Below are 23,803 nucleotides of genomic sequence, written 5' to 3'. Positions count from 1 at the left end.
TCAAGATATGATCACGGGCTTTACTATCTGTAAGTAGCAGTAAAATTATTCCGTTGGGTCGGCTTGTACCTGGACGGTCTGTGTTTGTCGCTGGAATTGGGAAGCATTATTTGCCAATTTAATGCTGATACGCCAGAGCAGGATAACCGTAAATATTCCAAATACGTATAAAGCCATCAGCAAGAACAAACGAATGTCTTCGGGACTTTCGTAGTTCCACGCAAAGTGAATACCAAAGCCTAGACCGAAACCGCTGAATGCGGCGAATATTCGTTTAATAAGCGACAATCCTGGAGTTGAGATTGCGTAGCTGAGGCCGAAACCAACAATTGCAGAAAAGATCATATGTAAACCGCCACCAATGATGAGACGATTCATCCATGATCCAGCAACGCCTAAAAGATCGCTATTGCCGTGTTCAATCGCGCCGAAGAATCCATATTGGATATTCTCGATCAACTCAAACCCAAGACCAACAAATAATCCTAAGAAAAGACCATCCCATGGGCGGTTGAAACGATTACGGGCCATGACGATGATCAGCAAGATGCCGACACCTTTGCCAGTTTCTTCTGGCCATGCACCAGCAAATGATGAATATGCTGCTTCCCAATTCAAATCTAGAATGACTTCAGTAATAGCGTCACTGGTGAAAACTGCGAACATAATAGGAGCAGTCATTCCCCAAACGATTGCAGCAACTGCCCACCATGGTGAAGCTTGCCAAAGCTTTGAATATGAAAGCACAAGATAGATAATGCTAGCTAACAGCAACGCAATGCCGACACCGATCACAAACGCAATTGGTGAAATGGTGGCGAGAAAGAACAGGTCAGGAAATGACCACACGGCACCCATCGCAACAAATACAGCAAAGACCAGTGCAGCAGAATAATTCAAACGAGTATCAACATGACTCATGATGCATCATCTCCAGCTGGATGTTTCTCAAAGCTCAACGTATCAGTGATAGTGGTAGTTACTTGCTGCAATTGTGCAACCTCAGCGTCGTAGTTATCGCTGTCCTCGAATTTCCGCCGCACACTCATTGCGATGCCAAAAACATCTTCATCAGTTGCTGGAATATTATCCGTTAATGGAATCGATGGATCGAGCACGATAATGGTTTGTGTCACTGAACATCCACTTATGTCATCGCATGTCCCAAGATCTTGAACATCAGAGACAAACATATGCGGATGACTACCAGCGGTTGAAGCAATGAGCATGCCGTTGTCAGTGACTTCATTGGAGAACAAAAATGCTCGAGTTGCTCGGAAACTCGCGAGTTTCAGATCAGTGAGATAATCAATGTCACGAGCATCAATCGTGGTGTCATCACATTTAAAAATGGTGTGTGACGGATCGTCGGCAAGCTCGCGGGTACAGCCTTGTGCTTCCCAAACGATCGTGTCTCCATCAATAGTGGTGATCTTTGGATGTTCCACCTCTTCGAGGGTGGTTTCAAGCTCGTTGGTATTTTGATCAGCGTGTGTTGTAGCAACTGGCGAATCACCAAGGAGATGGGCAAGCGAAATCGGGCCAAAAATAACAGCGAGAATCACGAGGATCACGCTTGCTGTGGCGCGAAGATCGCGAAGAATATGTGTTTGTTTCATTGTGTCTTAAGCCTAACACTATTTGCACAGCAGGCGGCGAGTCTTGTGGCAAAGAATAGTTATACTGGCGGTTATGAAACCTGAACATGACATGTACCACGGCCATAACGGTCGCATTTGGAGCGGAAATCCAAATGATGCGCTGATGAAATACGCAACTGATGTCGTAGGAAATACTGCTCTTGATATCGGTGCAGGAGAAGGTGCTGATAGTGCGTGGTTACTGACACATGATTTTGCTGTCACGGCGGTCGAACCATCACCGATTGCGGCTGCAGTGTTACGAGAACAAGCACCAACGGCACATGTTCTGCAAACTACATTTGAACAAGCAGAACTTGCAACCTATGATCTGGTGACTGCCTTTTATACGCCGTTATTAGATACCGCCACAACAGTGACGAAACTGCTTGAGGCGGTTGCTCGTGGTGGCACCTTGCTTGTGGTGCATCATGACGATATTTCTAAAATGGCTGCTCATTTCGGACGCAGTATTGATGAGTTTTTATTGCCACCAGTGTTGGCAAAGCATTTGGAACAACGCGATGATTTCGAAATTCTTGCCAACGAACAATCCTCGCGTGAAGTCACAACAGGCCAAGGAGCTGCATACCGAATTGATCTAGTGCTCAAGGCCAAGCGCACGTAGGATTGTGCGCAGCTTTGCAGTAGTTTCTGCAACTTCTTCGTCTGGATCGGAGCTGGCTACCAGTCCACCTCCGGCCCAGGTACGCAAGTGGGTATCGTGTACTTCAGCGCACCGAATGGCAACCATATATTCGCCATCGCCAAACGCATCGCACCAGCCAACTGCACCTGCATAAAAACCACGGTCAACTGGTTCAGCTTCTTCAATCACCGTACGTGCCAAATACGCAGGAGTACCGCAAATCGCAGGAGTTGGATGCAACTTCATCGCCAAATCCAAAGCATTAATTGCCGCAGGATCTTTTAATGTGCCAGTAATAGGAGTAGCTAGATGCCACATTTCGGCAGTGCTGGTTAATTCAGGCGTATCAGGTGCAGACACGCTGACGCACAGGGGACGTAAAATATCCAGAATATGATTCACGACGAATTGATGTTCGTGTAAGTTTTTCGCACTCGCTAATAGATCTTGGCTGACAACATGATCCCGCGCCTGGTTCTGCTGCCGTGGAGCAGAACCTGCCAATGGGTAGCACGTGACCGTTGAGCCTTGACGACGCACTAATACTTCTGGTGAGGAACCAACGAGCCAGTGAGACATTTCTGGTACGTCAGCTTGCGTGATATCGGCCAAGAACCCATTGAAATCAGGGGAAAGCATAATTAATTTTGCAGCGATGGCGCGTGGATCGACAGCTGCGTCGAAAAGAATATCGAGACTGCGAGCTAAGACAATTTTGTCTACTTTTCCGGTTGCAATCGTGGCAATTGCGGCAGCAACATTATTGCGATGCTGTGCTTCACTGGGATTTTCTGCGGTAACTTGAGCAAAGGGGAGTTGCGCTAGGCGATAATACGCTGGTGGTTCAAGGGGGCCATCGGTTCGGGTAATGGTCTTTGGTACACGCAATGCAGCTGGTAATGCAGGATCAAACGGTAATGCGCCAACTACCATAGGAACGAGGTTGTGTTTTAACGCATGCGAGGCAATATAGGGATCGCGAAAAGTCTGAACGACTCCTTGGGTGTGAACAGAACCATGTGCTCGTGAGAGTAGAAAATCAGGAGCTGTTGCTGGGCGTGCATGCATAAGTTGCAAGTTTAGTAGCCTGTTGGGAAAACCATAAACCCTCGATGTATTAAGATGAGTAACCATGTCTGAAATTCGTGTACGTTTTTGTCCATCACCAACCGGAACTCCCCATGTGGGAATGGTGCGTACTGCCTTATTTAACTGGGCACATGCGCGTCATACCGGCGGTAAATTAGTATTCCGCATCGAAGATACCGATGCGGCGCGTGACTCCGAAGAGTCCTACCAAGCAATTATCGATTCCCTCAAGTGGTTGGGAATGGATTGGGACGAAGGCGTTGTGACTGGCGGTCCGCATGAGCCATATCGTCAATCGCAGCGAATGGATATTTATGCCGATGTGCTAGAAAAGCTCAAAGCTGCAGGGTATGTCTACCCAGCGTATTCCACTGCTGAAGAAGTTGAAGAGCGTCATAAGGCAGCAGGTCGAGATCCAAAACTAGGATATGACAATTACGATCGCGATCTCACCCCAGAACAAATTGCAGCATTTGAAGCTGAAGGTCGTCAGCCAGTATGGCGTTTGCGCATGCCAGATCAAGACTGGAAGTGGAATGACTTGGTTCGTGGTGAGATGGAATTTAAATCCTTCACGCAGCCTGACTATGTGGTGGCACGTTCAAATGGTGCACCGTTGTATACGTTAGTGAATCCAGTTGATGATGCGCTGATGGGTATTACGCACGTCTTGCGTGGCGAAGATCTTTTGCCGTCGACACCACGCCAGCTGGCACTGTATGAAGCATTAAAAGCAATTGGTATTGCCAAGCAGACACCAGTATTTGCACACCTGCCATTTGTGATGGGTGAAGGCAATAAGAAACTCTCGAAGCGTGATCCGCAGTCGAATCTGTTTAATCACCGCGATAACGGCATTATTCCAGAAGGCATGCTGAACTACTTGGCATTGCTTGGCTGGTCCTTAGCAGCTGATAAGGATATTTTCTCGGTTGAAGAGTTGGTTGCAAACTTCGATGTTGCAAATGTACTGCGTAATCCAGCACGTTTTGATCAAAAGAAGCTAGAAGCTATCAATGCAGATCATATTCGTTTGCTTGAACCAGCTGATTTCGCCGCTCGTTTGCGCAGCTACTTGGCTGAATATTTTGAGTTTCCAGCTGACTATCCAGCCGATAAGTTCAACTTTGCAGCTGAGTTAGTACAAACTCGCATTAAGACGTTGTCGGAAGCTTGGGATCTGTTGCGTTTCTTAGTAACCGCCGATGAGGATCTGGTGCTGGATGAAAAGTCCGCAAAGAAGAACCTCAAAGAAACCGCAATTGTGCCACTCGATGCCGGCATTGCTGCATTAGAAGCTGTGACTGAATGGGACACTGCACATATTGAAGAGGCATTGAGCACTGCGCTGATTGAAAAGTTGGAATTGAAGCCGCGTATTGCATACGGTGCACTGCGAGTTGCTATCTCTGGTGCAGCAGTTTCGCCACCATTATTTGAATCAATGGAGCTGCTTGGCAAAGAATCAACCTTGGTACGTTTGCGTGCCGCTCGGAGCCAAACCCCATTTGTGCCAACCGAAGCATAATGTTGGTTGCATAACGCAGCGTTTGAGCTTCAGTAAAGAAGCGTGAAAAAGGCTTGAGAAGTAAAATACTTCCCAAGTCTTTTTCACTATTGAAATTATGTAGCTTGCACTGCAGCTTCACGCTGGATTTTCAGCCATACGAAGAAACCCCACAGCACGAATACTCCATAGACGATGTATAACACTGCAGAAGGGTAGTAACCAGCTTTTAATAGCAGTGGGACACCGACAATATCAACGCCGATCCAAATCAACCAGAACTCGGTCCAGCCACGTGCCATGCCATAGGTTGCAAGCATGGAACCGGTGAAGATCCATGCGTCGGCAAGCGGGCCCCACGAGCCAAGACTTGTGAAAATAATTGCGAACAGTGCAGTGCCACCAATGGCTGCGATGATAATGCCAATGCGTTCTTGACGAGTCGCCCAGCGTGGTTGCACAGCTGCGGTATCTTCATGCGGTTCAGTCACAATCGAACGAGAAGGATCAGTATGATTTGGTTCGCTTATGCCGCGACGATGCGCGCGTGACCACGACCACCAACCGTAACTGCTGACGATTAAGAACATGACCTGACGACCGGCTTGACCGTATAAGTCGAGATTTTGTGGCGTATGGAACACGCCACCAAGGAATACGGTAAACAGTAAGAGGTTGCCGATGATACCAATTGGCCAAGCCCAAACGACGCGACGCATGCCGCCGATCGCTGAGGCAAGACCGAAGGCGTTACCGATAATTTCACGCCAGAGAATAGGTACGCCACTGATAATCAGGGTGGCATCGAGAAGTTTGGTGAGAAAATCCACTGTGAGAGCTCCTTTAAGAAGACAGCGTTTGTGTCGACAGAGATATTCTCAAGGGCTATTGTACGGATTTTCAGTGTGATACTGATCAGCCAGAAAACGCAAAAGAACTAGCAGGTACATACTGCTAGTTCTCAAGAACACGTCATAGTTTCTGGACGATCATACTTTCAGGTGTACTTTCCAACGGTTTGTGAAAACACACCTTCAACAATGAAATATCCAGCTCTCTTGCATCCGGACTATACCGTCGGCTCTGGAATCGCACCAAAATCTGCTTGACCTGTCATTGTCGTGTAGAACAATCACAGCGCTCGCGGGCTAAAATATTTGATGGCAAATATTTATTACCGCCGGTGGGGAATTTCACCCCGCCCTGAGAACGTACTGTCAAATTGTAGTCCTGTTGCTGCAGGTATACCAAGTTTGAGAGTAAGGATGACAGGAGCTGCTGAGAATTTTTTAGGATTGGTTGCGTCGTGGCGTCAACCGCTCTTGGCAGGTATTACACTACATTACGATGAGAAAACACAGGTCTACACGAGTTCACCAGCGTCGCAGGCTGCGCCGGAGTTATCCTTTGGCGATCCTGAACGCGGTCTTGTTTGGCGTGGTGATCTTGGTAACTTTGCAAGTTGCAGGGGAGTTATATAGCCACCCACAAGTATTGTCTGGAACAGTTGGGCGACAGGTGGAGCCAGAAGTATCTCAAGAGGTTGAACCGGCATCTCCAACGCCAGCAGAGTATGTGCCGCAAACGCCGTTTGTGGCAGCAGGGGAGACTCAAACACTTCAGCTGGTGGATGCAAGCGGGCAGCAGCGAGAATATGTGTTGCATGTTGGTACACATTACGACGTGAATAATCCACAACCGATGCCGGTAATGTTTGCGTTTCATGGGTGGAAAGTACAAGCGCGTCAATTTGCTGGCGACTCGGGCTTTGATCGCACGGCTGCTTGGGATGAGGCAATGGTGGTATTTCCGCAAGGTTTGGAACAGTCTTGGCCAGGTGCGCCGTATTCGGTGACATCGTTTGAGAATGAAGATGCATTTGTGCATACCATCTTGGCGGAATTAGATGCTCATTATGCTATTGATCGTGCGCGTGTGTATCTGACGGGGATGAGCAATGGCGGCGGCTATGCCTACTCGCTTGGATGTCGACAACCGCATACCTTTGCTGCAATGGCACTTGTCTCAGGTGCGTATTATTTGCCGGTGACGCACAATTGTGAGGATTATCAGTTGCCTACGCTGCTGGTTCATGGCGAACAAGATCAAATTATTCACTATGAAGGTGGACAGCGTCATGAGGCTGAATATGTTGCTCCACGTGCTGCTGCTGATATGCAAGCGATGCGCAATCGTTGTGTAGCAGTTGATCCGCAGCCACTTGAAGAAGATGGCATGCAGCGGTTTATCTATCCTCATTGTGTAGTTGAAATGGAACACTGGAAGTTTATCGGCAAGCGCCATGTGTGGTTGTTGCAGGATGAAATGCCTGCAGAGATTTGGGATTTCTTGCAAAGACAATTTAACCCAGAGCAGATTGTATAAGGCGTTGTTTTTGAATAGCGATGTAGGGGCATAGCCTGCGGATTTGCCTTTTGTGCGGAAAGCTGGTTATATATCTCTCGTTGCAAGGTAATAAACCTGCTTGTAACAATGGCCTATGGTGTAATTGGCAACACAAGGGTTTCTGGTACCCTCATTCTAGGTTCGAGTCCTGGTAGGCCAGCTGGTGGAACTTTCCACTATACCGTATGCCCCGTTCGTCTAGCGGCCTAGGACGTCGGCCTCTCACGCCGGTAACACGGGTTCAAATCCCGTACGGGGTACAAATGAAAACCTCCAAGATACGAAATCTTGGAGGTTTTCGCATTTGTGCGAACGCATAGAAAACGACGCAGCGGAAAGAAACCACTCTTGAGAATGTGATCTCTAGGATGTAAATGGCATCTTGGAAAACGCCAACCGTACAACAACGCCGTCACTATATCTTCAGGTGAATAACCTCAACAGAGCAGGGTAGTCGAGGAAAACAACAATGCTCAAGAAGCTCACGCAGTTTTCTCGTTGATGTTGTACCCTGCAATGAGCTGATTGTTATCAAAAATTACTGATCGGCCATAGTCCACCCCTGCACCCTCATCGTAGGTAGCGCTAAGGTAAGTACCAATTTGCTCAAGAGAGGCAAATTTCAAGGCCTGATACGGTTGATCAAAGGCAAGCTTTTCGACGAACAGCCAGCCATTGCCGTCTGGTACCGCTACACCTGCATGCCCAACAAATAATGCAGCTGGATCTTCTAGCGTATCGTGCATAAATACCGTGATCATATGGACGTTTGGATTCGTGAACCTAATGCCTTGTGCTTGGAAGAACTCGGCAATATCTGCAACGTGAGTGCCAGTTTCAAGTGCTTTGGTTGTTGGAACTTTACTAAACAACCTATGGAATAATTCATGTTCGTCTGCAGGAAACAGCGGCGGCTGCTTCTGCGTGATTGCGTCATCGTCGATAAACAGCAAACTTGGATCTGCAAGACGGTGCTTCGTATCAAAATTCAGGAGAGATTTTAACAATGTAAACGTCGTAATCCTGCAGTTCGTGCCAGGATAGGTGGGATAAGTGTTGAGCCAGCTTTGGATGATACCTGCAGAATCGTAATGAACTTCTCCCGGTGTGTAAGGAACAAAACCAGCTTGCACTAGAGAATCGTGTGGCACGTGTTGGTTAAAATCATCGACTTGGGCAATGAAATTACGAATATCGGCATCGGGAATGCCTGCTGCCGCAAACAAGGTATGTATTTCTGCTTGTGAATCTTGATCGACAAGATTTGAATACTGTATGCCGGTAAGTGCGTTGCTCAAGTCATTCTGCGTTGACGTTGTCGAGTCTTGCTGCGAACTGTTTGTGCTGTCCTGAGATGAAGTCGTCGGCGTTACTGTCGTTGAGATGAAAGCGGGCTGATCCGTAGTTCCACAGCTGGTAAGCCCGGCGCTGCATGCGATGCAAAGCAGAAGAGTTGAGGTTCGCTTCATGATTGTAAGTTTACGCTTTCATCATAACTTCGACTATCGCTGTTTGTGTACTAAGAACAGCGTATTTGTATTTTTATGAATATCTCGATTATAGTTGCAACACGTACCAAGTGTTACATACGCCCCGTTCGTCTAGCGGCCTAGGACGTCGGCCTCTCACGCCGGTAACACGGGTTCAAATCCCGTACGGGGTACAAATCATAACCTCCAAGATTGTATATCTTGGAGGTTTTTTCACGTTCGCCAAAAGTTTCCTCTGTTTTCCAGCCACGCGCCATGCTTGACGACGCGTATCGCGGGAATAATGCTCTCTTTCATACCTGATATCAACTGATATATATCGCATGTATGGTGATCAGCGAATACGTGCGCTCGTATACGCAATGCATGTTCAACAGGTATCACGAGTGTTCTATAGTAGAAAAACCTTTTCGTAGTGGATGGCTGCAGTGGTAATGCGGCAGAGTACTTTTGAAAGAAAAGAGGAGCAAAGAAGTTTCATGATGGTTTCGCAACGAGTACTCGCCGCGTTAAATTTTGCTAGCTGGGCGCATCGTCATCAATATCGAAAAGGCACGCAGATTCCGTATATCAGCCATCCTGTAGCTGTGATGCTGATTGTGGAAACTATGACCGATGATGAAGACGTGCGAATTGCAGCGTTATTGCATGACGTGTTAGAAGATGCGGCTGATGAAGTATCGACTGAGCTGTTGACGCAGAAGTTTGGTGAAACTGTGACGCTTTTGGTACAAGCTGTGACGAAACGACGTGATCTACACTCGTGGGAGCAACGCGCGCAGGACTATCTAACACGCCTTGCACAAGCAGAACCAGAAGTCGCAATGATTGTGTTAGCCGATAAGCTGCATAATCTTCAATCGACATTGGACGATTACGATGCGATGGGCGATGAAGTGTGGCATCGCTTCCGTACAGGCTACAACGGGCAACTCTGGTGGTATGAGCGTATTTGTGAACATCTATCGCAACAGCTGCCAGATCTTGAACACATGAAATCCTTCACTGCGATGGTGGCACGTTTGAAAAATCTATAACCATCGCAGGATCTGCATCTGTCGCAAAAGAATAGCGACGCGGTGTGCTAGAGGCGTTCTGACAACGCGCTTGCGGCTTGCGTTAAAACATCAGCCCACTTTTTCGGTGATGGTTTGAATCGTTCAGCAGGACCTGAGATTGATAGTGCTGCTAATAATAGACCTTCTTTGTGAAACACCGGTGCAGTAATAGAGGCTAATCCCACTTCACGTTCGGCAATTGATTCCGCCCAACCTTGTTCTTTCACAAGGTGGAGATCTTCAATGGTGAATTGGGTGTCATCTTTTTCTAAAATCGAGTCACGTAAGTTCGGAGAGGAATAGGCCAAGAATACTTTTGCGGCACTGCCAGCGGAAAGCGGAAGGCGAGAGCCGACTGGCACAGTATTTTGAAGTCCAAATGGTGGTTCTTGTGCTGCAATGCATACGCGAGTAGTACCTGCGAGTTGATACAGCTGAATGGATTCGCCGGTTGTTTCCATCAAATTGGCCATAATCGGCGCGGCGGCGTCGATAAGCTGTGTGGAACTTCCAGCACCGAGGCTGGATAGCACAGTTCCAATCGCCCACTTGCCATCAGAGGTACGAGTCAAAATATTATGTGCTTCTAAAGCCGTTGCGAGTCGATGAGCGGTTGCACGTGGGAGAGCAGTGGCCTCACAAAGTTCGCTTAATGATCGTGGCTGTTTCGCAACTGTGAGCAGAATATGCACTGCACGATCAAGTACTTTAATGCCACTAGAGTGTGAAGATTCTGAATTTATCTGTCCCATGCTATGATACTAACATTCCAATTGGTGAGATGGTAAATGGTATTTAAGAAGAAGTAGGTGAAGATAATTCATGACCAGCCCCGTGGATCGTCCGCAGAAACTGACATTGGCCGAAAAAGTTTGGCGTGATCATGTTGTTTCCCAAGGAAAAAATGGCGAACCGGACCTGATTTTCATTGATCTTCAGCTGTTGCATGAAGTCACCAGCCCACAGGCGTTTGATGGTCTGCGTTTAGCTGGACGTCGTATGCGACACCCCGAACTTCACCTTGCCACAGAAGATCATAACGTACCAACTGCGGGAATTCAGACTGGTTCCCTGTTAGAAATCAATGACATGATTTCACGTACCCAGGTGGCGACGTTGCGTAAAAATTGTGAAGAATTCGGCGTTCGTTTGCACGCTATGGGTGATGTGCAGCAAGGTATTGTGCACCAGGTAGGACCGCAACTTGGCGTCACTCAGCCTGGCATGACCATTGTGTGTGGTGATTCGCATACTTCCACGCACGGTGCTTTTGGTGCAATGGCATTTGGTATTGGAACTTCTGAGGTCGAACATGTCATGGCAACGCAGACATTGTCGTTAAAGCCATTTAAGACTATGGCCATTGAAGTAAGTGGTACTTTGCAGCCTGGTGTGACTGCCAAAGATTTGATCTTGGCGATTATTGCAAAAATTGGTACCGGCGGCGGTCAAGGACATGTGATTGAATACCGTGGTGAAGCAATCTCGGCATTGAGCATGGAAGCTCGTATGACGATTTGTAATATGTCGATCGAAGCTGGTGCCCGTGCTGGCATGATTGCACCAGATCAAACAACGTTTGACTATATTTATGGTCGAGAATTGGCACCAAAAGGCCAAGACTGGGAAGATGCAGTAGCGTACTGGAAGACGTTGCCAACCGATGAAGGTGCAACATTTGATACCGTTGTCGAAATTGATGGCTCAGCACTCCGACCATTTGTAACATGGGGAACAAATCCTGGTCAGGGTGTCACGCTTGATGCAGCTGTGCCATTCCCTGAGGAATTCACCAACGACAATGATCGCATTGCTGCAGAACAAGCATTGCAATATATGGATTTAACGCCGGGTACCAAACTGAAAGACATTAAGATTGACACTGTCTTTTTAGGATCCTGTACAAATGCTCGTTTGGAAGACTTGCGTGAAGCAGCAGCTGTGTTACGGGATCGTAAAATTGCTGAATCCGTGCGCATGATGGTGGTGCCAGCAACTGCGTTGGTCAAGCGATTGGCAGAAGAAGAAGGGCTGCATGAAGTGTTCATGGCAGCTGGTGCGGAATGGCGTTCTGCAGGATGTTCGATGTGTCTGGGCATGAACCCAGATCAATTGCGCCCAGGTGAGCGTTCTGCTTCTACTTCCAATCGAAACTTTGAAGGTCGGCAAGGCCCAGGTGGGCGCACTCACTTGGTGTCGCCACAGGTAGCAGCGGCAACTGCGGTACTCGGTACGCTTGCGGATCCAAGTGATTTACCTGCAGTAGGCGCGTGCTGATCAGGTTGACGACTAAGCAAAAGGTAGCAAGGGGTTAATATGGAAAAATTTCACACGCATACAGGTGTAGCTGTCCCATTGACACGATCAAATGTTGATACTGATCAAATCATTCCAGCTGTATATCTCAAGCGCGTCACACGTACTGGATTTGAAGATGGCTTGTTTCATAACTGGCGCACTCAAGAAGCAGACTTCGTTTTGAATCGTCCAGAGTATGCCAATGGTTCTGTTTTGGTTGCCGGACCAGATTTTGGAACTGGTTCCTCGCGCGAACACGCAGTGTGGGCGCTGATGGATTATGGATTCAAAGTGGTATTTTCCTCGCGATTTGCCGATATTTTCCGTGGCAACTCTGGGAAATCTGGCTTGCTTGCAGCAATTATGGAACAAGAAGATATCGAGCTGCTGTGGAAACAACTGCAACAGAATCCAGGCGTGGCTGTTACCGTTGATCTTGAGCACAAACGTGTTACCTGTGAGGCGAATACGTATAGCTTCGAGGTTGATGATTACACTCGATGGCGCTTAATGGAAGGTTTGGACGATATTGGTTTAACACTTCGCAAAGAGGCTGAGATTACGAGCTTTGAAGCGAAACGACCAAGTTTTAAACCACGCGTGCAATAACTGATCTGGCTGATAAACAACCGATAGATCATCCATAACTTGAGGTAATTGCGCTAAAAAGCGTGAGCGTCGATTGGAGTAGAAATATCTCATACTTCCGTCACGCTCACGCTTTTTATGTTCTGCAGCGTTTGGTCCAGCTGTCGTGCAGGTTCGCGCTATGCCAGGTCCAGCTGCCGTGTTTGACCCAGCCATTTCATGTTGCGCTCGCTTGCGCTATTTCACCGGCAAAACAGATGCGTAATAATCAGCACCAACGAATGCGTCACCGGCAAACGAAAGTACCCAGATCGACCCTTTTTTCGCTGGTGTTGCTTCCAGTACATGATCCATTTGTCGTGAGAGATGCTCGACAACAGCTTTGACCACTGGCCCTTCTGCAACCACAATATGCGTACCTGGAATCTGCCTATGTGCGAGAATGTGCTCGATACAAGCAGTTGGATCTGTGTTCAAACAATCACTCTCAAGTGCTGGATCTTCAACCATTGATACGCCAATCGCCGCAGCCAGTGGCTCAGCGGTTCGTACACAGCGACGAATTGGAGTACTCGTGACTGTTGTGGCATGAAACGGCGGCAGAGTTTCTGCAAGCAATTCCACTTGCCGCAAACCTTTGCGATCAAGCGGGCGCTTCTTGTCGTCGCCAAGCCATGTTGCTCGTTGCTTCGCGCGAGCATGTCGAATCAGAACAATCCTACTGGTTACGTTTCGCTGTATTGCAGCATCTGCTGTGGCCAACACCGCATGATCAACTTCATACGTGAGTAGTTCCAAAGCGTCTTGTATTGGTAACCAGCGAATTTCATCAACTTCATTATTCGGAAGAAAATCACCACCTATGACGTTGGCAAGCCAGTAGTACACAACTTTGGTGCGATCATGAATCGGGTAGTACACGTGCCCAAGTAAGCGTTGGAGTTGAATCTGATACCCAGTTTCCTCAGTGATCTCGCGTGCTGCAGTCATTATGAGGTTTTCGTTTGGATCCAGTTTGCCTTTGGCAAGTGACCAGTCATCATAATGAGGGCGGTGAATACATGCGTATTCCACAGTTCCGACGTCACTTAGCCGCCACAGCACAGCGCCAGCAGCAAGCACCGTCCGCGGAAACTCGTGAGCAGGATCTTTGACAATCTCCTGAAATAATTTTCCTAAACGATCATGGCCATGTGTACCGTGAGCAGGTACGAATGTGTGAGAAGAATTCATAGTACTGACGAGTTTAGAGCCATACGCCCATTTCCTGCTTGTCATTATTCACAAGTCGGAAAAGTTTTTTCACCCTCGTGTCGCATCTGAGCGCAACGTCGCTAAGCATGCCAAATGATGAACATACTTGCGTGATCGTTGCTTGACGACGCTTGAGCGCCAACCATTTGCGAGACAATGATTGTGAGACATCGCAGGTGCGTTGGCACTATTAGCTGTTGCAATCATAGCGTACGGCATGAAAATTTCTATTCATGTGATTGCCATCGGTGGTATGGTAAACACCAAGGTAAACTCACCAATGATGGGCAATTGGCAAGCAATGCTGGTGTGCATCGGTATCGCTGCGGATGCAGTTCGCAGTACACTGAGTTGGCACATTGTCATTGGCCAATGTGGGCTTCTTTTGGGAGATAGAAGAAAGAATAGCGGGACACGTTGCAATGAAAATAGCAGTAATGGGTGCAGGTAGCTGGGGGACCACCTTAGCGAAAGTATGCGCTGATGCAGGAAACTCAGTTTCGCTATGGGCTAGGCGTCCAGAAGTCGCCAGTTTTATTAATAGTCATCACCGTAATCCAGACTATTTAAGTGACATTCAGCTGCCGGATTCTATTGTGGCAACGGCATCAGCTGCTGAGGCTCTTGATGGCGTTGATACGGTGGTCTTAGCTGTTCCGAGTCAAACCTTACGCTCCAATCTGACTGCCTGGGCTGAAGTATTTCCTGCTGATTGCACATTAGTGTCATTGGCAAAAGGTGTGGAGCAAGGCTCTTTTTTGCGTATGAGTCAGGTCATTGCAGAAGTCACCGGAATCTCTGAAGATCGCATCGCTGTGCTCACTGGCCCTAATTTGGCTCGAGAAATTGCGTTAGAACAACCAGCTGCCACAGTGATCGCCTGTGTAGATGAACAACGCGCGCAGCGAGTACAAGATGCGTTTGCAACATCGTATTTTCGCCCGTATACCAATACCGATGTAGTCGGCTGTGAAATTTCTGGCGCATGTAAAAATGTCATTGCGCTGGCTTGTGGTATGGCAGCTGGTCGTGGTCTGGGGGAAAATACCGTCGCAAGTCTTATCACTCGTGGTCTTGCTGAAATTAGCCGATTAGGTATCGCCTTGGGAGCAAATCCGTTATCATTTGCCGGATTAGCAGGCTTAGGAGATCTCGTGGCTACTTGTTCTTCACCATTATCGCGTAACCGTTCCTTTGGTGCTCGTTTAGGTCAAGGCGGCACGCTAGAGCAAGCTCGTGAAGCAACACATGGGCAAGTTGCAGAGGGGGTAATTTCATCTGCTTCTATTTTCGCACTTTCACAGCAACTTGGTGTGGAGATGCCACTGACACATGCAGTGTATGCAGTTTGCCATCAGGGAATGGCTGTGAGTGATATGGTGGCAGCACTGATGGGCCGGTCCAAAAAATCTGAACAAGAAATAATAAGGTAGGATATCTTTTCATGGCTTCTTCTGACACACGTATTACTATTGCTGTAATTTATGGTGGACAAAGTTCGGAACACTCAGTTTCTTGTGTTTCAGCTGGTGAAATTATGTCGCACCTTGACCCACAACGATACAAAGTTATCCCAATTGGCATTACTGTCGATGGCACGTGGACAGTTGGTGAATCAGATCCGACTCAGCTACGAACAATCGATCGCGTCATGCCAACAGTAACATTGACACAAGAAGTGTCATTAAGCGTTGATCCGGCACGTCGTGGTGAATTCCGCTTAAACGACGGCACGTTGTTCGCCAAGGCTGATGTTATTTTCCCAGTCCTGCACGGTATGTATGGCGAAGATGGCACGATCCAAGGACTCTTCGAGCTTTCAGGTATTCCATATGTTGGTACCGGTGTTCTGTCATCTGCCTGCGGCATGGATAAAGAATATACGAAGAAACTTCTAGCAGCAGAGGATTTACCAGTTGGGAAAGAAGTCATTCTTCGCGGGCATCGTGCGATCACCGATGCGGAGAAGCACTATCTGGGACTGCCAGTATTTGTGAAACCTGCACGTGGTGGATCTTCCATTGGTATTTCAAAAGTCACTTCGTGGGATGACTTCCCTGAAGCCTACGAATTGGCATATTCGCATGACACTAAGGTTATTGTGGAATCTGAAATCATCGGTGCAGAAGTGGAATGCGGTGTCCTGCAATACCCTGATGGTTCGATTGACGTCTCTGTACCAGCACAATTGCTCGATATCGAAGAATCTACCGAAGGCTTCTATGGATTCGATACGAAATACTTAGACAATGTCGTATCTGCGAAAATCCCAGCTCCTTTGGGAGATTCCACGATCCAGACTATCCAAGCATTGTCCAAGCGTGCGTTCAGAGCATTAAATTGTGAAGGACTTGCTCGAGTGGATTTCTTCGTGACAGAAGAAGGTCCACTTATTAACGAAATCAATACCATGCCTGGTTTCACTTCGATTTCTATGTATCCGCAGGTATTCCAAGCAAGTGGGGTTGCCTACGAGGAACTGCTGAGCATTCTCGTCGACACTGCATTGGCACACGCTCGCGCCTAAGGAAACGATGTTCTTCGTTACGAAGATTGCACTACCTCGGTACAGGTAAGCATGTGGTAATCATGGAAAAAGGCCGTTGGTAAAAACACTGAATGTTTTTACCAACGGCCTTTTTCCATCACTCCTGCGATAATTGCGTGTTATCTGCTGGAAAATGCTGTGTCAAGATCTTGCCAAGTGATACCAGCGCAACCGCACTGCTGTCTTGTGGAGCAGAAATTACTCCAATATGTGTACGCCCTAATCCATACCAGTAACTTGCCGTAGTTCCATTGCCTAAGAGCGTATCTTCGAACCACACCATCTCATCTACTTGATGCAATCTCGCACCTGGCTGATAATGCTGTGGAAACTCTACTCCACACCGTAACACAATAGGCTCATAGCCTTGTGCTACCCATGCGGCCATCAAAGGTTGATCGGCAATATCACGGCGAGTATAGGAAACGGAATCACCAAGGGTTGCTGGTAAATGCTGCATGACTTGCTTGCAAGCAGCCGCACTGGCTGGATCTTCCGGAAGATCTGCTAATGGTAATGGATACGGCTGTGGTTGGGTCAGATCGAGTTTCGATAAGGCCTCTCCAAGCTGTGCGACAGGAAACTTTTCTTTCGCAAAGCCTTGGTCGTCAGTGGTAACAGCCACCACTTTTGCAAGATTTACTGTATACCACGTCTGTAACGTCGAGCTTGGTGTGGTATCCATTACTGGCAACCATTGCACTCCATTGACATCGATAGTCTCGCTTAATGCTGAATACTGCAACGGTAATTGCACGCCACAGCGCAACGTAATTTGCTCTGTCGATGACTTTCGCCAGACAGCAGTTCCAGGAGGTACTGGCGCCACAATTTCAGCTCGCGGAAAACCCTCGAGAGTATCCGGTAGATGTTTCACCAACGTAGCGCATTGTTCGCTGGCTGCCTCTGGTGTATCTAAAGCTGCAAGCGCGACTGGCTGTTGTGCAACTCGATCATAAACTGCCTTGGCGCCGATAAGGACCCCAATGACTAAACACAACGCTAATCCAAGAGCAATGAAAATTGGTACTTTGGCAAATTCAATACCAGAACCAAGAGATTCGGAAGGATCAGAATCATGAGAATATACGGCAGCATCAGACATAGCCCAATAGTCTAATACAGCTTGAGAAAACCTACTCGCACGTAGTTCTGTAACTATAAGAACCATCTCTGACAACTGATACGACTAGCTTCGACAATGACCGTGGTATCTCCAGCACTGTTATAAATCTTGAATTGTGGAACTTCCCCGAAACGCTTGATGGAGCATACGAAAAACGACAACGTGAGACTCGGTAATTCTGTTCCATATGTTCTGCATGTTCAGTATGGAAAATCCGCGCTAGAATACACATACTTGCTTGCCGTCACATAGATTCAAGGATGCTACCGTGGAAGACTTTCCCCCAAACCGCACGCTCGCCGAACTCGGTGAACACACAGTCATTCAAGAAATCATGCGTCATGCGCCAAGCAAGCTTAACGGCGATGATGCTGCAGTGTTAAATCATACAGCGCCGAACTCACGCTGCGTGGTGACAACCGATGCATTGGTACACAACCGTCATTTTCGACTCGACTGGTCCACACCAGCTGAAATTGGCAACAAAGTCGTCACCCAAAACTTTGCAGATATCGAAGCAATGGGTGCGCGACCAACTGCAGGATTGCTCGCACTTTCTATCCCACATACCATGCCCATTGGCTTTGTTAGTGACTTAAGCAAGGGCATTCATCAACGACTCAAAGCCTACGGAGCTGAACTTGTTGGTGGCGATATCACTGATTCCGACACGCTTGTGATTAGCTTTACCGCGATTGGACAACTTGGCGGTAACTTGCCACCTTTGTATCTCGATCAGGTCCGCCCTGGACAACATCTCATTGCTAGTGGTGATATTGGTGCATCAGCAGCCGGACTTGCACTCTTACAACGCATGCCGCGTGCTGACATTCCAGCGGTCTTTGACCCCCTCATCCAAGCACACTGTGCAACAACTATGCCGCCAGGACGTGGATTTGTTGCACGTGCAGCAGGTGTAACAGCAATGACCGACAACTCCGATGGATTAATCGCAGATTTACTCACACTTGCTCGCCGCTCACGAGTTGCGATCGAACTATTCCCGCATGCACTCGAGCCAAGCCCTCTTATTACGCAAGCCGCAGCCTATGTTGGAGACGACCCTTGGCAATACGTCCTCGCCGGTGGGGAAGACCACACACTGCTTGCAAGCACCTACCAACCAACCCCAACAGGCTTTCGAGTCATTGGAATGGTAAGTAAAAATCATTGTGATTCAACAGTCACAGTCGGTGGGAAAACACCAGCCTATACCCACGGATGGACAAGCTTTTAACACAATAATATAGAGAGAACTGTGTGTTTTCTCAACATCTACGTATTCAGACATGGCTTGAACAACGCCTGCCGAATCACTACTGCTCAATACCGAACAACAATTCTTACTTGATCACCAACATCGATACCATAACCACCCATGACATACTTTGACACCTTACCCATCCACCCTAAATGGAAAACCGCGTTGCTACCAGTAGCAACCACCATTAACACCATCGGTGAATATCTCACCGCTCAACGCACCCAAGGCTGCACAATTTTGCCAGCACCAGAACATATCTGGCGTGCATTTACTACCGACCCAGACACCATCACCGTCTTAATTGTTGGGCAAGATCCATACCCAACCCCAGGCCATGCCACTGGTTTAGCATTTAGTCTCAACCCAGAGGTTCGCCCGCTGGCACGCAGCTTAGTAAATATCTACACAGAGCTTCACGACGACCTCGGCATCACACCACCAACACATGGTGATCTCACAGCTTGGACACACCAAGGAGTCATGCTCTTAAACAAAGTACTCACCGTCGAAGCCGGACAAGCTGGCAGCCACCGTAATATCGGCTGGGAAATCGTCACAGCACAAGCAATTACTACTTTGACGCAACGTAAAACCACACCACTTGTTGCAATCCTATGGGGCAAAGATGCACAAAAACTGCGCCCTCAACTTGAACAATCCCCACACACCCAGATCATTGCCTCCGCACACCCATCGCCGCTCTCGGCACGACGCGGATTCTTTGGTTCTCGCCCATTTAGCAAAACTAACACCTATCTCACCCAAACAGGGTTCGCGCCAATCTCATGGCAACTGTAGAATAAAAAATCTCATGGCTTCTTTAACCTCGCACTCAAACGCTTCTGCAATCACAGGCACCACCCTCGTCGAATGGGTACGCCGTGCAGTGCGAGAACTTCATGCGCGCCGGGTTGAAATCAATGCGTTAAATGTGTTTCCAGTTCCTGATGCTGATACTGGCTCAAATCTTGCGCATACGATGGACGCTGCACTTCAAGCAATCGAACAACTTCCGGTCGCTGAACAAGCGTCTACGAAAGCAGTTGCCGCAGCACTGGCCTTAGGATCCGCTAAGGGAGCAAGAGGTAATTCAGGTGTAGTCTTAAGTCAAGTTTTGCGCGGTATTGCGCAGCATCTTGATGGTGCTGAAGCAGATGGTGCATTAATTCAACGTAGTTTACGCACAGGTTATGACTACGTCATGAAGGCATTGACTGAGCCAGTTGAAGGTACAGTCGTCACGGTACTCCGATCCGCAGCGATTGCAGCCGAACAAGATCCACGAGAAAGTATGATCGATGTGCTAACCAGTGCAACTGAGGCAGCACGCACCGCATTAGCGCATACTCCTTCGCAGTTGCCAGTGTTACGCGAAGCCGGTGTGGTCGATGCTGGCGGTCGTGGATTGGTGATTTTGTTGGAGACCTTGCTCGCACAGTTGCAGGACCAGCAAGCACTTCGGCCAGCGCATCATGTTGGGATTACCGATTTAGGTTCACTGGTCGGTGCCACGATTGTGGGGCAGCAGCGCGTACCTGCACGCGAATCATTTGGGCATCCGATGAATCTTGCGCAGTTGGCGAAAGTCTATGATGATGCATCAACGCACGATGATACTTCTGCGCCAGCACCAGAGCACTCCGCTCCAATTACAACATCAGCTGCAATGACTACGGATTATGAAGCTGCAGCAACGACAGCATTGTCTGTGGACACTGAAGCTACGCTGGCAAAGTGTGGTTCCGCTGATGCTCAGGTTTGTGCTCATACCCAGCCATGTCATGAACATGAATCTCACACCAGCGATCGTCGCGATTACCTTGAGGTGATGTTTTTTATTGCCGACGCAGATCTGGATGCGCTGCGTACACAATTACAACATTTAGGTGATAGCTTAATTGTCGCAGAAGTAATGCCAGGCGCGGCAACAGTTCATATCCATTCGCATCAAGCAGCGACTGTTATTGAAACTGCCTACGCTAATGGTTCGGTGACGGACTTGAGACTTGAAATATTACCTGCTGCTGAAGAACATGTAATACCGCAAGGCCGGACGATCATTGCAGTGACCCCGCCTGGTAGTCTTGCAAAACTGTATCAACAAGCAGGTGCGACAGTTGTAGCGTATGATCCCGCACAAACACATGATGTGGTCTTAGATGTTGTCACTGCGGCTCGCGAGACTCACGCTGCAGAGATTATTTTGTTGCCCAATGGCATGCTCACACGCTCTGAATTAGCAAGTGTGGAACGATCCACGCAAGCGTTTGATCAATCTGTCACCATATTACCAACTGGTTGTTTGGTCAACGGCCTAGCTGCAATTGCCGTGCATGATGAGCAGCAGTCGTTAGCTGTCGATGCCTATGCCATGTCTGAAGCAGTCAGCGCGATGCGCTATGCTCGGATTATTCCAGCACAAAAAGCTCGATTAACTCATGCAGGGCCATGTGCAAAAGATGATGTGTTGGTGATAACGCATGAGGAAGTTATCGCGGTGACTGACTCTGTTCTGACTGCATGTATTCAATGCGTTCGCGCCTTATTTAAACCTGGCGATGAGCAAATTACCGTGTTACTTGATCCCGATTATGTCACTGATATCCAATCTGAGCAGATTGCTGCTGGATTACCACCGCATGTCCAGGTGGATATTTCGATCTATCCTGCAACACAGTTGGGATCCTTTGCAGAAATTGGAGTGGAGTAGGAACCATGTTGCTGGGATGGCATGATTCGCGTGCATTATCTACAATCTTGCCGGCAAAAGAATCGCGTGCTCTTGCCCAACACTTTGGATACAAAACTGTCGCCCAACTACTCGGACATTTTCCGCGCAAGCTTGTGAATCATCGTTGCTCTGAAGCACTCGATAGCTTAGAAGAAGGCGAGATTGTCACCTGTATCGGTGAGGTCGTGCAGGTAGAACAACGCGATACAGGTCAAACATTCATTGTAACGGTCACCATTTATGACGGTGTGCAATATATCAAAGCAGCATTTTTTCGTGCTCGCTGGTTGACGAAAATTCTGACCAAGGGAACTTGGGCAATGTTCACCGGAAAATTGAAGTATTTTCGCAATGAACCACAGTTGCAACATCCGGATTATATTGTGTTGCCAACAGCCGAGAATACGCAGCGTATGCGCGGGAATGCAGGATTAGTTGCAGCTACTTTGTATGGGGAACCAGAAGCCTTCACGCAGTTTCTCACGAGTTTAGACAAGCTTCCGATCTATCCTGCCACAAAAGCTGTACCTACCTGGAGAATCCTTGCTGCAGTAGCGGAAACATTGAAACGTACTCCTGTTATTCCTGATCCATTGGGGGACTTTGCCCCAGCCGATCTTCCCAGTTTTGATGCCGCGCTGCGTGGGATGCATCAGCAAGACTGCAGCGAGGAAAGTCCGTATCGTGCGCGGTTTATCTATGACGAAGCGTTAGCATTACAGCTGGTTATGGCTTTACGACGCCGTGAAGCCAAGCGTCGTCAAGCATATGCATTGCAAGCACATCAAACTGGGTATGTGGCAACCTTGATCGAGCGTTTGCCTTATACCTTAACAAGCGGCCAGCAACAGGTTGTTGCAGATATTGCTGCTGATATGGCACATGAATACCCGATGCAACGGCTGCTGCAAGGCGAAGTTGGAAGTGGTAAAACGATTGTCAGTGTTATCGCGATGTTGCAAGCAATTGATAATAACAAGCAAGCTGCATTACTCGCGCCTACGGAAGTACTGGCACAGCAACATGGCCGGTCGGTAACGGAAGTGCTCCATGCTGTAGGGTTACGTGATATTCGTGTTGTTGTACTGACTGGCAGTATGTCAGTTGCTGCGAAAAAGCAGGCATTATTGGATATTATTTCCGGCGAAGCCGATATCGTCATCGGTACCCATGCACTGTTGCAAGCGTCAGTTGATTTCTTTGATCTTGCGCTATGCGTTGTCGATGAGCAGCATCGTTTTGGCGTGGAACAACGTGATGCATTGCGTACAAAAGGTCGCGATGGTACAACTCCACACGTCTTAGTGATGACAGCCACACCGATCCCACGGACCGTTGCAATGACATATTTCGGTGATCTTGAACAATCTCAACTCACAGAATTGCCAGGTGGGCGCAAACCGATTACCAGCTATTGCGTTCCTGCGATGCGTCCGACATGGTTTCAACGCGTCTGGCAAGTCGTACGCGAACATGTTGCAAATGGCCAGCAAGCATATGTGGTGTGCCCTCGGATTCAACAAGACGGTGGCGTTGAAGCAGTATTTGCCCGCTTAGAAGCCTATGAACTGCAAGGCCTTCGTCTTGGAATGTTACATGGGCAGATGCATGCGGATGATAAAGAAGCTGTGATTCAAGCGTATTCGCAAGGTGAACTTGATGTGCTCGTGTCGACAACTGTGATCGAGGTTGGCATTGATGTTGCGAATGCTTCGGTGATGGTTGTGCTTGAAGCCGAAAAATTTGGTGCCTCCCAGCTGCATCAGCTCCGTGGACGTGTTGGCCGTGGCAGTATTGCGTCGTTATGCTTTTTTGTCACCAATGCGGAGGAAGCATCGCCAAGTTTTACGCGAATTTCGCAATTAGCTGCAACAACGGATGGATTTGAAGTTGCTGCGCTCGATTTAGCGATTCGCAAAGAAGGCGATGTGCTCGGAGCACAGCAATCAGGCGCAACGCGCAATATCCAGTTCTTAGATGTCGTCAAACATAGTGAGATCATTCAACGTGCGCATCATGATGCAGCGGTGTTGGTTGCAGAGCATAATTTGCTTGCCCAGCATCTCGTGGCCGATTTTGATGAGACGCAGCAAGAATTTTTGACCAAAACCTAATGGTTGCCAGCTGCTCTCAATGTAGGAAACGGTTAATGCTA

20 protein-coding genes, 3 tRNA genes and 1 riboswitch are annotated in these 23,803 nt (G+C 48.1%); of the genes, 15 read left to right on the top strand and 8 right to left on the bottom strand.

Going from position 1 to position 23,803, the window contains the following annotated elements; all coding sequences use genetic code 11:
* Positions 1-45: 45 nt before the first annotated feature.
* Positions 46-921: a PrsW family intramembrane metalloprotease gene (locus NXS99_RS00305; protein WP_259286673.1), complete on the bottom strand. Its 876-nt coding sequence runs from the start codon at positions 919-921 to the stop codon at positions 46-48.
* Positions 918-1,619: a hypothetical protein gene (locus tag NXS99_RS00300; RefSeq protein ID WP_259286672.1), complete on the bottom strand. Its 702-nt coding sequence runs from the start codon at positions 1,617-1,619 to the stop codon at positions 918-920. The genes NXS99_RS00305 and NXS99_RS00300 overlap by 4 nt, the downstream gene beginning before the upstream one ends.
* A 73-nt stretch (positions 1,620-1,692) precedes the next feature.
* On the opposite strand from NXS99_RS00300, the gene NXS99_RS00295 reads away from it, so the two are divergent.
* Complete coding sequence (locus tag NXS99_RS00295; RefSeq protein WP_259286671.1) at positions 1,693-2,268, top strand: bifunctional 2-polyprenyl-6-hydroxyphenol methylase/3-demethylubiquinol 3-O-methyltransferase UbiG; 576 nt, start codon at positions 1,693-1,695, stop codon at positions 2,266-2,268.
* Here the strand turns inward: NXS99_RS00295 and NXS99_RS00290 are convergent.
* Complete coding sequence (locus tag NXS99_RS00290; RefSeq protein ID WP_259286670.1) at positions 2,242-3,357, bottom strand: isochorismate synthase MenF; 1,116 nt, start codon at positions 3,355-3,357, stop codon at positions 2,242-2,244. The two genes, NXS99_RS00295 and NXS99_RS00290, sit on opposite strands and share 27 nt — an antisense overlap.
* Before the next feature lie 64 nt (positions 3,358-3,421).
* Between NXS99_RS00290 and gltX the strand changes: the two genes are divergently transcribed.
* Positions 3,422-4,906, top strand: a complete 1,485-nt coding sequence (gltX, locus tag NXS99_RS00285; RefSeq protein WP_259286669.1) for a glutamate--tRNA ligase — start codon at positions 3,422-3,424, stop codon at positions 4,904-4,906.
* A gap of 95 nt (positions 4,907-5,001) precedes the next feature.
* On the opposite strand, the gene NXS99_RS00280 is transcribed toward gltX, so the two are convergent.
* Positions 5,002-5,715 carry a nicotinamide riboside transporter PnuC gene (locus tag NXS99_RS00280; protein ID WP_259286668.1) on the bottom strand — a complete coding sequence of 238 codons (714 nt, stop codon included), beginning with the start codon at positions 5,713-5,715 and terminating at the stop codon, positions 5,002-5,004.
* Between the two features lie 218 nt (positions 5,716-5,933).
* Positions 5,934-6,100: riboswitch (FMN riboswitch) on the bottom strand.
* A gap of 132 nt (positions 6,101-6,232) precedes the next feature.
* Here NXS99_RS00280 and NXS99_RS00275 point away from each other — a divergent pair.
* From NXS99_RS00275 to NXS99_RS00265, 3 genes are all read left to right on the top strand, one after another.
* Positions 6,233-7,270, top strand: coding sequence for a PHB depolymerase family esterase (locus NXS99_RS00275; protein WP_259286667.1), 1,038 nt, complete (start codon positions 6,233-6,235; stop codon positions 7,268-7,270).
* A gap of 109 nt (positions 7,271-7,379) precedes the next feature.
* Positions 7,380-7,451 (top strand) — tRNA-Gln (locus NXS99_RS00270).
* Positions 7,452-7,478: 27 nt separating this feature from the next.
* Positions 7,479-7,551 (top strand) — tRNA-Glu (locus tag NXS99_RS00265).
* 222 nt (positions 7,552-7,773) lie between these two features.
* Here the strand turns inward: NXS99_RS00265 and NXS99_RS00260 are convergent.
* The gene (locus NXS99_RS00260) at positions 7,774-8,589 is read right to left on the bottom strand and encodes a DUF4300 family protein (protein WP_259286666.1); all 816 of its coding nucleotides are present in this window, start codon (positions 8,587-8,589) and stop codon (positions 7,774-7,776) included.
* 292 nt (positions 8,590-8,881) lie between these two features.
* Between NXS99_RS00260 and NXS99_RS00255 the strand changes: the two genes are divergently transcribed.
* Both NXS99_RS00255 and NXS99_RS00250 read left to right on the top strand, forming a co-directional pair.
* A tRNA-Glu gene (locus tag NXS99_RS00255) sits at positions 8,882-8,954 on the top strand.
* Positions 8,955-9,260: 306 nt separating this feature from the next.
* The gene (locus NXS99_RS00250; protein ID WP_259286665.1) at positions 9,261-9,818 is read left to right on the top strand and encodes an HD domain-containing protein; all 558 of its coding nucleotides are present in this window, start codon (positions 9,261-9,263) and stop codon (positions 9,816-9,818) included.
* Positions 9,819-9,865: 47 nt separating this feature from the next.
* Here the strand turns inward: NXS99_RS00250 and NXS99_RS00245 are convergent, their stop codons facing one another.
* Positions 9,866-10,591, bottom strand: a complete 726-nt coding sequence (locus NXS99_RS00245; RefSeq protein ID WP_259286664.1) for an IclR family transcriptional regulator — start codon at positions 10,589-10,591, stop codon at positions 9,866-9,868.
* Between the two features lie 70 nt (positions 10,592-10,661).
* Between NXS99_RS00245 and leuC the strand changes: the two genes are divergently transcribed.
* Together leuC and leuD are read left to right on the top strand one after the other, a co-directional pair.
* Positions 10,662-12,116 (top strand): 3-isopropylmalate dehydratase large subunit, encoded by a 1,455-nt coding sequence (gene leuC / locus NXS99_RS00240; protein ID WP_259286663.1) that lies wholly within the window; start codon positions 10,662-10,664, stop codon positions 12,114-12,116.
* Positions 12,117-12,155: 39 nt separating this feature from the next.
* Complete coding sequence (gene leuD / locus NXS99_RS00235; protein WP_259286662.1) at positions 12,156-12,746, top strand: 3-isopropylmalate dehydratase small subunit; 591 nt, start codon at positions 12,156-12,158, stop codon at positions 12,744-12,746.
* 216 nt (positions 12,747-12,962) lie between these two features.
* Here leuD and NXS99_RS00230 read toward each other — a convergent pair whose 3' ends face one another.
* Entirely contained in the window at positions 12,963-13,958 is a 996-nt protein-coding gene (locus tag NXS99_RS00230) for an NUDIX hydrolase (RefSeq protein ID WP_259286661.1), read from the bottom strand.
* Between the two features lie 443 nt (positions 13,959-14,401).
* Here NXS99_RS00230 and NXS99_RS00225 point away from each other — a divergent pair, with 443 nt between their 5' ends.
* Both NXS99_RS00225 and NXS99_RS00220 read left to right on the top strand, forming a co-directional pair.
* Complete coding sequence (locus NXS99_RS00225; RefSeq protein WP_259286660.1) at positions 14,402-15,412, top strand: NAD(P)H-dependent glycerol-3-phosphate dehydrogenase; 1,011 nt, start codon at positions 14,402-14,404, stop codon at positions 15,410-15,412.
* 11 nt (positions 15,413-15,423) lie between these two features.
* Entirely contained in the window at positions 15,424-16,506 is a 1,083-nt protein-coding gene (locus NXS99_RS00220) for a D-alanine--D-alanine ligase family protein (RefSeq protein WP_259286659.1), read from the top strand.
* A 118-nt stretch (positions 16,507-16,624) separates the two neighbouring features.
* Here NXS99_RS00220 and NXS99_RS00215 read toward each other — a convergent pair whose 3' ends face one another.
* Positions 16,625-17,632 (bottom strand): DUF3515 domain-containing protein, encoded by a 1,008-nt coding sequence (locus tag NXS99_RS00215; protein WP_259286658.1) that lies wholly within the window; start codon positions 17,630-17,632, stop codon positions 16,625-16,627.
* A 289-nt stretch (positions 17,633-17,921) separates the two neighbouring features.
* On the opposite strand from NXS99_RS00215, the gene NXS99_RS00210 reads away from it, so the two are divergent.
* The 4 genes from NXS99_RS00210 (at position 17,922) to NXS99_RS00195 (ending at position 23,762) form a co-directional block, all read left to right on the top strand.
* Positions 17,922-18,890 carry a thiamine-phosphate kinase gene (locus NXS99_RS00210; protein WP_259286657.1) on the top strand — a complete coding sequence of 323 codons (969 nt, stop codon included), beginning with the start codon at positions 17,922-17,924 and terminating at the stop codon, positions 18,888-18,890.
* Positions 18,891-19,031: 141 nt separating this feature from the next.
* Positions 19,032-19,715 carry a uracil-DNA glycosylase gene (locus tag NXS99_RS00205; RefSeq protein WP_259286656.1) on the top strand — a complete coding sequence of 228 codons (684 nt, stop codon included), beginning with the start codon at positions 19,032-19,034 and terminating at the stop codon, positions 19,713-19,715.
* A gap of 13 nt (positions 19,716-19,728) precedes the next feature.
* Positions 19,729-21,627: a DAK2 domain-containing protein gene (locus NXS99_RS00200; protein ID WP_259286655.1), complete on the top strand. Its 1,899-nt coding sequence runs from the start codon at positions 19,729-19,731 to the stop codon at positions 21,625-21,627.
* 8 nt (positions 21,628-21,635) lie between these two features.
* The gene (locus NXS99_RS00195) at positions 21,636-23,762 is read left to right on the top strand and encodes an ATP-dependent DNA helicase RecG (RefSeq protein ID WP_259286875.1); all 2,127 of its coding nucleotides are present in this window, start codon (positions 21,636-21,638) and stop codon (positions 23,760-23,762) included.
* The last annotated feature ends 41 nt before the right edge of the window (positions 23,763-23,803 follow it).

This window comes from Corynebacterium sp. HS2168-gen11 (assembly GCF_024834075.1).
Classification (GTDB): Bacteria; Actinomycetota; Actinomycetes; order Mycobacteriales; family Mycobacteriaceae; genus Corynebacterium.
The sequence above is the reverse complement of the archived record's forward strand: the minus strand, read 5'-3'. Positions and strand labels throughout refer to the sequence as shown.